Origin of the sequence: Streptomyces noursei (assembly GCF_001646665.1) — a bacterium.
GTDB classification, from domain to species: domain Bacteria; phylum Actinomycetota; class Actinomycetes; order Streptomycetales; family Streptomycetaceae; genus Streptomyces; species Streptomyces lavendulocolor.
Genome location: NZ_LWBU01000347.1, coordinates 1 through 12509 on the forward strand (window position 1 = coordinate 1; position 12509 = coordinate 12509).

A 12509-nucleotide genomic window follows, 5' to 3' on the forward strand; every position below is an offset into this window, starting at 1 on the left:
CCCCCCTCGCGCGCTGACCGCCGCCCGCCGAGTCGACACGTCAGACCTGAGAAGAACGGAAACCATCCCATGTCCCGGATCGTCCGATCCGTCCTCGCCATCGGGACCGGCGTCGCCGCGCTCGCCGGCGGCCTGACCGTCGCCGTCGCCGTCGCCGACGAACCGCCCGCTGCGGCCGCCGCCAGGGCCGCCGCGGTCGCACCGCCCACCGCCGTACGACTGCGGGCCGGCGTCGGCGACCTCTGCCTCACGATCGCCCGGGGCAGCCTGCGCAACGGTACGGACGCCACCGCGTCGGCGTGCGCGGATGACGCGGAGAACCAGCGGTTCGACCTGGTGCCCACCGGTGCGGGCACCTTCGAACTGCGGGCCGGGCACAGCGGCAAGTGCCTCGAAGTGCAGAGCGCGGGCACCAAGGCGGGTTCGGTCGTCCAGCAGTGGTGGTGCGGGCAGGGCCAGCACCAGCGCTGGAGCATGATCATGGTCGACATCGCCAAGGAGTCGTACGAGCTGCGGCCCGTCCACACGGCGACGGGCACCAACCGCTGCCTGGACATCGCACCCGTGGGCAAGGACGCCGGCGCGAGCGCGCAGCTCTGGCCCTGCAACGGCTCGGGCGCCCAGAAGTGGCGCCTCGAGCCGGTCACGGCCGCCTGAGCACCCCCGAACCCGTGAGAGGAAACCGATCCATCATGTCCCGGATCATCCGCGCAGCCCTGGCGCTGGGAGCCACGGCCGCCGTCCTGGCCGGCACCGCCACCGCCGTGCAGGCCGACGGGGGCGCCAAGGCCGGAGCGGCGGCCGAAGCCGCCCGTGCCGCCGCCGAGAAGGCCGCCGGGGCCGCCGACGACGACCCGGCCGTCGCGGCACGCGAGCTGGCCGTGATCGCGGCTGCCGTGGGCTCGGAGAAGGCGTCCCGTCTCAGGATGCCGCCGGTCGTCGTGCAGCTCACGGCCGCGCACAGCGGCAAGTGCCTGGAGATCGAGGGCGGCCAGAGCACGGACGGCGTCAACGCCCAGCAGTACACATGCAACAGCACCGAGGCCCAGAAGTGGACCGCCGACGCGGCTCCGGGCGGGACCTTCGAGATGCGCAACGTCAAGAGCGGCAAGTGCCTGGAGGTGCAGAAGGCCGCCGCCAAGCCCGGTACGGCCGTGCAGCAGTTCACCTGCGGTCAGGGCACGCACCAGCGCTGGCAGCTGCTGCTCGTCGACCCCGTGCGCAAGCTGTACGAGCTCCAGCCGGCCCACGCCGACGGGACGTGCGTGGACGTGCCCGGCGCCAAGAAGGACAACGGCGTCGACGTGCAGCTGCACACCTGCAACCGGACCGACGCCCAGCTCTGGCAGGTCCGAACCACCCCGTGAGCCCGCCGTGAGCAGAAGGCCGCGGACGGGGCGGGGCCGCTCGTGCGGACCCCGCCCCGGCGGCTGTGACCACTTTCGCGCGCGCCCGGGACGGCGAGAGCCGCACCCGGGGCTGAGCCCCGGGGTCCGGCCGGCCCGGACCCGGGCCGGCCGGACGGCGTTCGACCACCCCGCCCGCTGACCTCGGGCGGGGTTCTTGTGATCCATCATCGAGGGGGTTTCCCGTGTGGGGAAGAGTCCGGCCCAGGGCCGGAGGGCTGCGCGCAGGCGTGGCCGGGAACATGACGAGGGCCGTGTCCGTGGCGGTCGCGGTGGCGGTGCTGGGCACCGTCACCGGTGAGGCCGCCGCCGCGACCTCCGTGCGCGACGAGCAGGTGTCGCTGACGCGGACGCTGCAGTCGCTGGACCGGCTCGCGGAGGCGGTGAAGCCGCGCGGCGGCACCGCGCCGGCCCCCGCCGCCACGTCCGAGCTGGACCGGATCAGCGACGAGCGGGACCGGCAGCTGGTCGAGGACTTCGCGGAGTTCGACGAGGAGGAGGAGGTCCGCGAGGCCGCGAAGGCGGCGCTGGCGAGCACCGACCCCAACGCGATCCGCGACTTCCTGGAGCGCGGCGAGGCCGAGGCGCGGCAGCGTGCCAAGGACAAGCGTGCCGGCGCCGATGTGGAGAACCGCCGGAAGATCGAGGCGCTGCGCGGCACCGGCGGCTCCTTCTTCAACGCCGAGGTGGAGCGGGTCCTGAAGGGCACGGCGCAGGACCGCGCCGACTTCCTGGCCTTCGGCGCCGACATCGCCAAGCAGCGTGACGAGGCGGACAAGCAGAACGCCGCCAAGCGGGCGGAGGAGAACCGCAAGCGCGTCGAGATGCTGGCCTCCGTGGGCGGTCCCGCGGTCAAGCGGGCCGCCTTGGCGGCGCTGGAGTCCAAGGACGACGCGGTGATCGCGCAGTTCCTGGAGACGGGCTACCAGACCGCGGCGCAGCAGGACGCCGATGACCGTGCCGCGCACGAGAAGGCGCAGAAGGAGGCCCAGGAGGCCGCCGAGAAGCTGCGCGAGCTGGCCCGCAAGGCGGCCGTCGCGGCCGAGGCCCGTACCAAGCTGATCGCCGCGCACGGTGACGCGGTGAAGGCGCTGAAGAGCGCGTCGAACGCGATGAGCGCCGCCGCCGCCCAGTCCCGTGAGGCCGACCGGATGCTGGCGGCCGACAAGGCGGGCAAGCGCCTGTCGGACTACGGCCCGGTCAAGACGGAGGTCGCGCGGCAGGTCGGGTACGCCGAGGACGCGGCCAAGGCGGCCCAGGTCGCCGCGGCCCAGGCCAAGGTGCAGGCCGGCGTGCTGGTGGAGACCGGCCTCGAGCACGGCACCCAGTGGTCCGAGGTCGCCTCCGGCATCGCCGGTGCGGCGGACGCCGCCGCCAAGGCCGCCGCCACCGCGCGGCACGCGGTGGACGCCACCGCCGCCGACGCCGCCGGTCTCAACGCCAAGAACCAGGCCGAACTGCACGCCCAGCAGGCCGCCAAGTGGCGTGCCAACGCCGAGGAGCACGCCAAGGCCGCCGCCCGCCTCGCCGAGGCCGCCGAGACCCAGGCGAAGATCGCCGCGACCGCCGCCGCGCGTGCCAGGACGGCACGCCTGGCGGCCGAGCAGGCCGAGAAGGAGGCGTGGGAGCACGCCCGCAAGACCCGCGACGCCCGTATCGAGGCCCAGCGCCAGGCCAAGATCGCCGCCGAGCAGCGTGTAATCGCCGAACGCGAGCGCGACCTCGCCGCCGCCGCCCGCGCCCGGGCCGAGAAGGAACGGGACATCGCCGCGGCCGCACGCGCACGTGCCGAGGCCGAAGCCCGTACCGCCTCCGCCGCCCGCGCCCAGGCCCAGGCCGCCGCCGCCACGGCCGCCGCCGCGCGGGCGGACGCCGCCCGCCAGGACGGCATCGCCGCCGACGCCGACCGCCGGGCGCAGGGCGAGGAGACCAACGCCCGCAACGCCCGCAACGCCGCCTTCAAGGCGGAGCAGAACCACCAGGCCAAGGAGGCCCGCGCCAAGGCCACCGAGGCGATCGCCGCCTCCGGCCGCGGCACCATCGACGCGGGTGTCGCCCGTGCCGCCGCGGACGCCGCCCGTGCCGACGCCGACACGGCGGGTGCCGCGGCCGGTCAGGCCCGCAGCGCCGCCGACACCGCGAGCGGCGCGGCCGTACGGGCCCGTTCCGCCGCGACGGAGGCCGCGGGCGCCGCCGCCCGGGCACGGGCCGCCGCCGCCGAGGCCACCGCGCACGCCGCGCGCGCCAACGCCGCGGCGAACAAGGCCGAGGCCGCTGCCGCCGCCGCGAACGCCGCCGCCAACAAGGCGGAGGCCGAGGCGGCCCTCACGCGCGCCGCCGCGCAGCGCGCCAACCAGAAGGCCGCCGAGGCCACCGCGCAGGAGGCGCGGGCGGGCATCGCCGCGCACGAGTCCTCCCGGCTCGCCGGTCTCGCCGCCATGGAGGCGAACAACTCCCTCCAGGCCGCCAACCGCACCAAGGACGAGGCCCAGGGCGCCGTCCGTGAGGCGGCCACGGCGCGCGTCCAGTCGACGATCGCCGTTGCCGCGTCCGCCGCGGCCCGCGACACCGCCGCCGGCATCGCCGAGCCGGCCAACACGGCCATCACGCTCACCGCGCCGTTCAGCGGCAAGGACGTCGACGCCGACTTCGCCGCGGCGGTCGCCGCCGCCGCGGAGCAGATGGGCGCCGAGCAGGTCGCCTCGGCCGAGGCGAAGGCCGCCGAGGCCGTGAAGGCCGCCGAGGCAGCGGAAGCCGCCGCGAAGCGGGCCAACGCCCAGGTCGCCCCCGCCTTCAAGGCCGCCGCCGACGCGGCGCGTTCGTCCGCGAACGCCGCACGCTCCGCCGCGGCGGCGATGAAGTCGGCCGCGCAGGCCGCCGAGGAGGGCGCCAAGGCCCGGGCCGCCGCGGCCCGCGCCAATCAGGCCGACGCCCAGGCCCAGGCCGACGCGAAGCTCGCCCGCGCGGCCGCCAACGAGGCGTACGCGGACGCCACGGCCGCCCGCAACGCCGCCAACCAGGCGGAGGCGGAGGCGGCCCGCGCCCGGGGCGCCGCGGCCGAGGCCGACAGCCACGCGGTCGCCGCCAACAGCGCGGCCAGCCTGGCCGAGAAGGAGGCGAGCGTCGCCCAGGGCGCGGCCGCCCAGGCGGAGAAGGACGCCGCCGACGCGAACAAGTTCGCCGAGTCCGCCGAGGGCCACGCCAAGTCGGCGGAGGCGGCGGCGAAGAACGCCAACACCTACGCCCGCGAGGCGGACGAGGCCGCGAAGAAGGCCGAGGAGTACCAGCGCGAGCAGGAGCGCAAGGCCCGTGAGGCGGCGGCGAAGGCCGCGGAGCAGAAGGGCAGCACCGCGAAGCTCACCCCGTGGGAGCTCGAGGCGCTCAAGGCCGCCGGGATCTCGCCGGAGGACTTCGAGAAGGCACGCGCGCTCGCGGACAAGGACATCCTCGACTTCCTGGTCGAGAACGGTGGCCAGATCATCGCCGACCTCCTCTTCGAGGACATCAAGAAGTGCTTCAGCGAGGGCAACTTCGAGAGCTGCTTCTGGGCCGTGGTCGGCGCCCTGCCCTGGGGCAAGGCCCTGAAGGTGATCAAGGAGACGCCGGCGATCACCAAGGCGCTCGTCAAGATCGTCGGCGGTCTCGACGACTTCCTCGAGCAGTCGGCGGCGGCGAAGAAGCTCATCTCCAAGAGCCAGGAGCTGATCGACAAGTTCCGCAAGAACCCGCCGTGCCCGGACCCCGGCAACAGCTTCACGCCGGCCACCCGGGTGCTGATGGCCGACGGCACGTACAAGCGGATCAGGGACATACGCGTCGGGGAGCGGGTCCTGGCGACCGACCCCGCCACCGGTGACACCGGTGGGCGCGCCGTCACCCGCCTGATCACCGGCGAGGGGCAGAAGTCCCTGCGGGCGCTCACCGTCGACACCGACGGTGCGGCCGGTGACGCGACCGGCACCCTCACGGCCACGGACGGGCACCCCTTCTGGGTCGTCAACCGTCACGACTGGGTGGACGCCGCCGACCTCGTGGCCGGCGACCTGCTGCGTACGCCCGACGGCTCGACGAGGGAACTCGTCGGTGTGCGTGCCTGGAACCAGCCGCTGCGGGTCCACAACCTGACGGTCGACGACCTGCACACGTACTACGTGCTGGCGGGGAACGCCCCGGTCCTGGCGCACAACTCCACCTGCAAGCTCTACGGCGCGGCGCTCAAGACCGCCGAGATGGCCAACGAGCTGATCGAGAGCCTCAAGAAGACCGGCAAGCTGCCCTCGCACTACGTCACCAAGGACCAGGCCAGGGCAGCCGGCTGGGAGGAGGGCAAGGCCCTGGGCAACCACCTCAAGGACGGCCAGATCGGCGGCGACGTCTTCGAGAACAAGGACGGGCTGCTGCCCGACTACCCGGGCCGGACGTGGTACGAGGCGGACATCGGACTCACCAATACGATGAAGAGGTCCAAGCAGCCGGGCACCCGGCTGGTGTTCTCGGACGACGGACTCGCGTACGTGACGTTCGACCACTACAAGAGCTTCGTCCTGCTCCCCAACTGGAAGTGATGGTCATGAAGGTCGTCATCGAGGGTGCGGCCGTCCGCACCGTGCCGGACCTCCACGGGCTCCTGTCCCGGGCACTGGACTTCGGCCCCTTCTACGGGGCCAACCTCAGCGCCCTGTGGGATCGGCTGACCACGGACGTCGAACGGCCGGTGGAGCTCGTCTGGAAGGACGCGGACCTCAGCAGGGCCGCACTGGGCGAGGACGCCTTCGACCGGATCCGTGACCTCCTGCTCGAAGTACAGGAGCGGGACAGTTCGCGCGAGGAGTCCAAGCGCTTCTCGGTGACGTTCGAGTAGCCGGCAGCAGAGAAGCAAGACGGGCGAGCCCCGCCGGAGTCTCCGGCGGGGCTTTTCCGTCATCGCCCCCCACTTCACTGCCAAGAAAATTTTGCAAAATTCTGTTGGCGGAATCGTTCCGCCGCCCTACGCTCCCCCTCATGACCGACGACACCTTCCCCGCCGCCGGCAGCCGGCGGGTCCTCGACCCGCAGGAGGACACGGCCGCCTTCAAGGCGCTGACCCATCCCCTGCGCATCCGGCTGCTGGGACTGCTCCGGCAGGACGGGGCGGCGACCGCGAGCGAACTGGCCGCGGCGACGGGCGAGTCGTCCGCGTCGGCCAGTTACCACCTGCGTGTCCTCGCCAAGTACGGCTTCATCGCCGAGGCCGAGCACCGCGACGGCCGCGAGCGGCGCTGGAAGGCGGTGCACGAGGTCACGACCTGGAGCAACGCCGCCATGTCGGGCTCGGACGACGCCGGACGGGCCTTCCTCGCAGCGGTGCACCGCGCCCAGGCGGACCACTTCGCGCGGTCGCTCGCCGGGCACCAGCGCCGGCTGGACGCCGGGCTCGTCCCGCCGGAGTGGCTGGAGCCGTCGGGCGTGATGGACCTCATGGTGCGGCTGACGCCCGAGTCCCTCACCGAACTGTTCGAGGTGGTCGAGCGCACCATCGGCGACCTGGCCGCCCGCGACGGCGACGATCCGCGGGCCGAACAGGTCGCGCTCTTCCTCGCCGGTCTCCCCGTCGGCACCGGTCTTCCCGCCGGCGAGCCGCCCGCCCGGGAAGGCCGGGAACCGTGAAGCAGCCACTGGACCCCGCCACGGCCCGCCGCCGCTTCGCCACCGTCACCTTCCTGTTCTGGCTGCCCGTGGGGCTCTACCTCCCGGCACAGGTGCTGCTGCTGACGGAGCGCGGCCTGAGCCTCGCGGCCGTCGCCGGGCTCTACGCCGTGTACTCGGTGACCGTGGCCGTCATGGAACTGCCCACCGGCGGCCTGTCCGACGTCGTGGGCCGCCGTGCCGTCCTGGCCGCCGCGGGCCTGCTCAACGTCTGCGCCCTCACCGCCCTCGCGCTCGGCACCACCCTGTGGGCCCTGGCCGCCGCCATGCTGCTGATGGGCGCGGGCCGCGCCCTGTCCAGCGGGCCGGCCGAGGCGTGGTACGTCGACACGGTGCAGGCACACTCGGGGACCGACGCCGAACTGCGCACCGGCCTGGCCCGCGGCGGCACCGCCTGCGCCGCCGCGCTCGCCGCCGGGACGCTCGCCGGCGGCGTGCTTCCGCTGCTGCTCGGCACCGGCTCCGGCGCGGGCGCCCGGCTCGCCCGCGCCACCGACGGGCTCGTCGTCCCGCTCTCGGTGCCCGGCCTCCTCGCCGCGGCCGTCAGCGCCCTGTACGTCGTCCACGTGCTGTCCGCCCTGCCGGAGCCGCCCCGGCCGCCCGCGACCCTGCGGTCGGTGCTGGGCGGCGTCCCCGCGACGGTCGCGGGCGGAACGCGGCTGGCCGTACGGGAGCCGCTGCTCCGCCGGGTGCTGCTGACGGCCGCCGCGGCCGGAGCGGCCCTCGCCACCGTCGAACTGCTCACCCCCGGGCGGGCGGCCGGGCTGACGGGGGCGCCCGAGTCCGGGGCCGTGCTGTTCGCGGCGCTCGCCTGCGCGGGTTTCCTGTGCACCGCGGCCGGGAGCCACGGCGCGCCGCTCGTCGCCCGGTGGACGGGCGGCAGCGAGCGCGCCGCCCTGGCGAGCCTCGCGGTGAGCGGGTCCGGTCTGCTGCTGCTCGGTGTGACGGCCGCCTGGGACGGCACGGCCGCGGCGGTCCTCGCGGCGTGCGCGTACGGGCTGGTCTATCTGGGTCTGGGGGCCGCGGGCCCGAACGAGAACGACCTGCTGCACCGCCGGGTGGACGGCTCGGTGCGCGCCACCGCCCTCTCCGTGCAGTCCCTGGCCCTGCAGTCGGCCGGGGCCCTGGCGGGCCTGGTGGCCGGGACGCTGCCGGCCGGCCCGCTGCCGTGGCTGGTGGGGGCGGTGGCCCTGCTGGCGGGTGCGGCGCTGTGGGCCGGGCGGACGAGCCCCGTGCCCGCCGCTACGCCGTGAGCGCGCCGAACGCCTCGATGGCGCGCAGCGCGTCCGCCTGGGGCATGCCGGGCGGCTGGACACGCAGCACGATCCCGTCGGCGCCCATCTCCGCGTACTGGCCGATCCGTTCCTCGCACGCGGCGGTCGAGCCGATGACCGAGCGGGCGACGATGTCGTCCCACGGCTGGGCGTAGCGGGCGGCGTCGGCGGAGGTGCGCTTCCAGTCGCCGTACGCGTCGTAGAGGTTGCGCAGCGGGCTCTCCAGCGCGGCGCGGGCCGCGGCGCCGGTGGGGGCGGCGTACCCCTCCCGGCAGACGATGACCTCGGCGCCCAGGGAGCGGGGGCCGCGCGGGTACGACCGGTAGAGGGCGATCTTCTTCGGCAGTTCCTCGTCGGTCTCGTTGAAGGACGTCGTCCAGCCGTCGCACGTCCAGGCGGTGCGCTCCAGGGCCGCGGGCACCCGGCCGCCGTTCCAGATGCGGGGCCGGGGGCGCTGGACGGGCCGCGGCGACAGGAAGGCGCCCTCGACCGCGTACCGCCGGCCGTGGTGGGTGACCTCGTCCTCGGTCCACAGCCGGGTGACGAGCTCCAGGCACTCCTCGAACCGCGACACCCGCTCCTGCGGCCGCGTGCCGTACAGGGCGAACTCCTCGGGGCGGTAGCCGAGGACGAAGCCGGCGGTGAGGCGGCCGCCGGAGAGGACGTCGACGTGGGCGAGCGTCTCGGCCAGGGCCACCGGGTGGTGGACGGGGGCGATGAGGCCCGCGGTCGCCAGCCCGATCCGGTCGGTGTGGGCGGCGAGGTACGCCAATGAGGTGAGGGCCTCGTGGTAGCCGGGCCGGTGGAGGTGCCGTTCGCCGAGGACGGCCCACGCGAAACCGGCCTGTTCGGCGAGGCGCACCTGCTCCACGGCGTCGGCGAGTCGCGGCCGGTCGGCCCGGTCGGCGTAGAGGTTGACGTACAGACCGAGTCGCATCAGAGCGCCGTCCCTTTCGTCGGTGGCCCTTCCTTTACGGTCCGGACCGTAAAGGCTAGCGTGTCGAGAACGGCCGCGACAGACGGGAGCACACCCATGTCGGCACGTGAGGAGCTGGTACGGCGGTTGCGCGGGACCGTCCTTCCGGCGGTGGCGACCCCGATGGACGCGGCCGGCGTGGTGGACGCCGGGGCGCTGCGCGGGTACGCGGAGCGGATCGCCGCCGAACCGGTCGGCGGGGTGGCGGTGTGGGCCCACACGGGGCGCGGGCTGTACCTGTCGGAGCGGGACCGGCGCCGGGTCCTCGCGGTGTGGCGGGGGGTTGTCGAAGGGCCGTTGGGGGCGGGGGGGGGGGTGCCGCGTGCGGCCGGGGCGGTGGGCCTCGCGGACGCGGTGGAGGCGACGGTGGCGATGGCGGTGGCGGCCGCGGAGGGCGGCGCGGACGCGGTGATGGTCTATCCGCTGGCGCAGCTGGACGGGGACGACGACGCTGCGGTGGAGTTGCACGAGCGGGTGGCGGCGGTGAGCGGGCTGCCGGTGGTGGGGTTCTTCCTGCACGGGGAGGCGGGCGGGTACCCGTATCCGCCCCGTCTGGTGGAGCGGTTGCTGGCGCTGCCGTCCGCGGTGGGCGTCAAGCTGGCGACGCTGGACCGGGCGATGGCCTGTCAGGACGCCATCGGGGCCGCCCGGCCGAGCGGACGGCTGGTCATCACCGGCGAGGACCGGATGTTCGGGCCCTCGCTGATGTGGGGCGCGGACACCGCCCTGGTGGGGATCGCGGCGGCCCGGGTGCCGCTCACGAGCGCGGTGCTCGACGCCTGGCGGGCGGCGGACCACGAGCGGTTCGTACGGGCCTCGGCGCGGCTGGACCGGTTCGCGGAGGTGACGTTCCGCGCGCCCATCGAGGGCTATGTGCAGCGGATGCTGTGGGCGGCGGTGTGGGAGGGGCTGGTCCCGGAGGAGGCGGCGCACGATCCGTACGGCCCGGCGCTGCCGGAGGGTGAGCGGCGGGCGGTGGTCGACTGCCTGGAGGCGCTCGCCAAGGAGCCGGCCCAGGACCGCGCCGGGGCGTGACCCCGGCGCGGCACACCCGTGCGCGGTCCGCACGGGGTCCGTGGCCGAAGGGGTGGCCGGGCCGTGGCCCCCGGCGCGGCCGGCCGGGGGCGAGCGGGCGGTGCGGAGTGAGGGGCCGTCAGTTGGCGAGCAGGCCCTTCAGGACCGCCTCGTACTGGGCGGTGATCTCCGACGGGCTTCCCGACGGGCACAGCGGGTCGAGCCGGAGCCGGGCGAGGGCGCGGGTGGACACGCCCCAGGCGTGCCAGGTGGCGCGTTCCCAGGCCAGTTGCGGCGGGTTGTACCAGCCGTCGCCGAGCCCGCCGAGGACGAGGGCCGCCTCGCCCTCCCCGGGTTCGAACGGCCCGAGCCGGTAGACGGAGCCTCCGAAGACCGAGGCGTAGACCTGGCCGAAGTGGACGCTGATCTCGCCGTAGCTGGGGAGCTTGCCGGTCCTGAGGACGGTCCGGGTCTCGATGTCCATGGCGAACCAGGAGCCCGCCTGCCGCTTGTAGACGCCGTACAGGATGCCGTTGTGCACCTCGATGTGCTGGATGCTGGCGTTGCCCTCGACGGGCGTCACCTCCCACAGCACGGTGCGGCGGCGCACGTCGTAGGCGACGACGGTGGCGTTGGGGCGGGTCGGGGTGATGCTGCCGCCGCCCCAGGTGTCGCCGGCGAGGTACGCGGTGCGGTGGCCGATCCGGTCGTCGAGGGCGACGGACATCACGCTCTGGTCGGTGATGACGTCCTTGTGGACGGTGAGCCTGCCGCGTGAGCGTTCGACCAGGGTGAGGGCGCCCTTGAGGCCGCCGGCCGGGGGCGCGCTCGCCACCAGCAGGAGGTCCTGCTCGGGGACGTAGGCCATGTCGGTGGGGCGTTGCTGGTCGTTGTCGATGAAGCCCATCGAGCGGACCCTGCCGCGGCGGGGGTCGATCTCCAGGAACTCGGTGCTGGGGTACATGGCCGCGTACACCTTGCCGCCGATCGCCCGGAGGGTCTTGGGCTCGCCGGGGATGCGGATGCGTTTCGAGGTGCCGTGCGCGGGCCGGTGGGTCGTCAGGGAGTAGTGCCCGCCGACGTGGACGGTGCCGCCGGACTCGTACGCGATGGACTGGACGGGGTCGGGGCCGGACAGGCCGATGTCGATGAGTTCGACCAGCTCGGATCTGCCGGTGGACACGTCCAGCCACCACAGCCGGCCGCTGCCCACGGCGCCCAGCATCGTGCCGTCCGGGAGGGGCACGAGGGCGCGGTGCTCGTCGCCGGTGGCGGGGGCGGCGACCTTGACGAGGGTGTCGCCGTCGCGGCGGTAGACGGTTCCGCTGGGGCGGCCGACGCAGTAGAGGGTGCCGTCGGCGGTGACGGTCATGGCGTCGGCAATGCGCTCGGGGGCGGGGATGGGGATGACGTGGGCGTCGCTGCCGTCGGGGGCGAGGTCGAGGATGGTCTTCCCGAAGGAGCCGTAGACCCGGCCGCCGCGGGCCAGGAGGGCGGAGGCGCCGCCGTACGGGGTCGGGGTGATGTTCCGTCTGACGCCGGTGACCCGGTCGTAGGCGACGATGAAGCCGCGCGGCAGGGTGCCGGCGTAGACGTACCGGTCGTCGGCGGCGATGGCCCGGACGTACTGCTCGCCGGCCATGGCCGCGCCGAGGTTGCGCAGCGTCCCGGTCTGGGGCTTGTACTCCCAGACCTCGCCGCGCGGGCTGGTGCCTGCGTAGACCGTGCCGTCGGGGGCGGTGGTGAGGCACCAGACGAAGCCGCCGGCCGGGCCGACGGTGCCGATGCGGGTGACGGTGCCGGTGGCGGGGTCGATGCGGTGGATGTCCGGGAAGGGGTAGGTGCCGATGTACACCTGGCCGCCGGAGACGGTGGCCGCCCAGCCGCCGTCGCCGCGGTCGAGCCGGAAGGTTCTGGTGAGCTTTCTCGTCGTCAGGTCGATCTCGCCGACGAGGGTGGGGTTCTGGCCCCGGGCGACGACGTAGGCGTGGTCGCCGAGCACGGTCGTCCCGACGATCGCCGCCGTCAGGGACGCGACGCCGTACGTGGTGACCGCGGGCCCGGAGCAGCGGTGCCCGGTGGTGCCGGCGCCGTCGGCGGGTGCGGGCGCGGGTGCGGCCGGCGGTGTCGTGGCGGCGTGCGCCGCGCTGGGGG

At 74.8% G+C, this 12509-nt stretch carries 9 protein-coding genes; 7 read left to right on the forward strand and 2 right to left on the reverse strand.

The genetic code is table 11. From position 1 onward, the window contains the following. Positions 1-69: 69 nt before the first annotated feature. The 6 genes from A4V12_RS23700 to A4V12_RS23725 all read left to right on the forward strand — a co-directional run bounded on the left by A4V12_RS23700 (position 70) and on the right by A4V12_RS23725 (position 8344). Positions 70-657, forward strand: coding sequence for an RICIN domain-containing protein (locus A4V12_RS23700; protein WP_064071429.1), 588 nt, complete (start codon positions 70-72; stop codon positions 655-657). Positions 658-692: 35 nt separating this feature from the next. Then, entirely contained in the window at positions 693-1367 is a 675-nt protein-coding gene (locus tag A4V12_RS23705; RefSeq protein ID WP_064071430.1) for an RICIN domain-containing protein, read from the forward strand. Between the two features lie 281 nt (positions 1368-1648). Continuing rightward, a complete protein-coding gene (locus tag A4V12_RS23710) occupies positions 1649-5971 on the forward strand; it encodes a polymorphic toxin-type HINT domain-containing protein (RefSeq protein ID WP_159028927.1) in 4323 nt (1440 codons plus the stop codon). Between the two features lie 5 nt (positions 5972-5976). Beyond that, a complete protein-coding gene (locus tag A4V12_RS23715; RefSeq protein WP_064071565.1) occupies positions 5977-6267 on the forward strand; it encodes a barstar family protein in 291 nt (96 codons plus the stop codon). A gap of 140 nt (positions 6268-6407) precedes the next feature. After that, complete coding sequence (locus A4V12_RS23720; RefSeq protein ID WP_064071431.1) at positions 6408-7052, forward strand: helix-turn-helix domain-containing protein; 645 nt, start codon at positions 6408-6410, stop codon at positions 7050-7052. After that, on the forward strand, positions 7049-8344 hold the full coding sequence (locus A4V12_RS23725; RefSeq protein WP_234372315.1) for an MFS transporter: 1296 nt from the start codon (positions 7049-7051) through the stop codon (positions 8342-8344). The genes A4V12_RS23720 and A4V12_RS23725 overlap by 4 nt, the downstream gene beginning before the upstream one ends. On the opposite strand, the gene A4V12_RS23730 is transcribed toward A4V12_RS23725, so the two are convergent. Beyond that, positions 8334-9302, reverse strand: coding sequence for an LLM class flavin-dependent oxidoreductase (locus tag A4V12_RS23730; protein ID WP_064071432.1), 969 nt, complete (start codon positions 9300-9302; stop codon positions 8334-8336). The two genes, A4V12_RS23725 and A4V12_RS23730, sit on opposite strands and share 11 nt — an antisense overlap. A gap of 96 nt (positions 9303-9398) precedes the next feature. On the opposite strand from A4V12_RS23730, the gene A4V12_RS23735 reads away from it, so the two are divergent. Next, positions 9399-10376 carry a dihydrodipicolinate synthase family protein gene (locus tag A4V12_RS23735; protein ID WP_064071433.1) on the forward strand — a complete coding sequence of 326 codons (978 nt, stop codon included), beginning with the start codon at positions 9399-9401 and terminating at the stop codon, positions 10374-10376. Between the two features lie 118 nt (positions 10377-10494). On the opposite strand, the gene A4V12_RS23740 is transcribed toward A4V12_RS23735, so the two are convergent. Next, on the reverse strand, positions 10495-12509 hold a 2015-nt coding region (locus A4V12_RS23740; RefSeq protein ID WP_064071567.1), incomplete at its 5' end, for a PQQ-like beta-propeller repeat protein.

Excerpts from the sequence above, each read along its gene's own strand:
- A4V12_RS23700 (WP_064071429.1), top strand. The coding sequence starts at position 70 with ATGTCCCGGATCGTCCGATCCGTCCTCGCCATCGGGACCGGCGTCGCC.
- A4V12_RS23705 (WP_064071430.1), top strand. The coding sequence starts at position 693 with ATGTCCCGGATCATCCGCGCAGCCCTGGCGCTGGGAGCCACGGCCGCC.
- A4V12_RS23710 (WP_159028927.1), top strand. The coding sequence starts at position 1,649 with ATGACGAGGGCCGTGTCCGTGGCGGTCGCGGTGGCGGTGCTGGGCACC.
- A4V12_RS23715 (WP_064071565.1), top strand. The coding sequence starts at position 5,977 with ATGAAGGTCGTCATCGAGGGTGCGGCCGTCCGCACCGTGCCGGACCTC.
- A4V12_RS23720 (WP_064071431.1), top strand. The coding sequence starts at position 6,408 with ATGACCGACGACACCTTCCCCGCCGCCGGCAGCCGGCGGGTCCTCGAC.
- A4V12_RS23730 (WP_064071432.1), bottom strand. The coding sequence starts at position 9,302 with ATGCGACTCGGTCTGTACGTCAACCTCTACGCCGACCGGGCCGACCGG.
- A4V12_RS23735 (WP_064071433.1), top strand. The coding sequence starts at position 9,399 with ATGTCGGCACGTGAGGAGCTGGTACGGCGGTTGCGCGGGACCGTCCTT.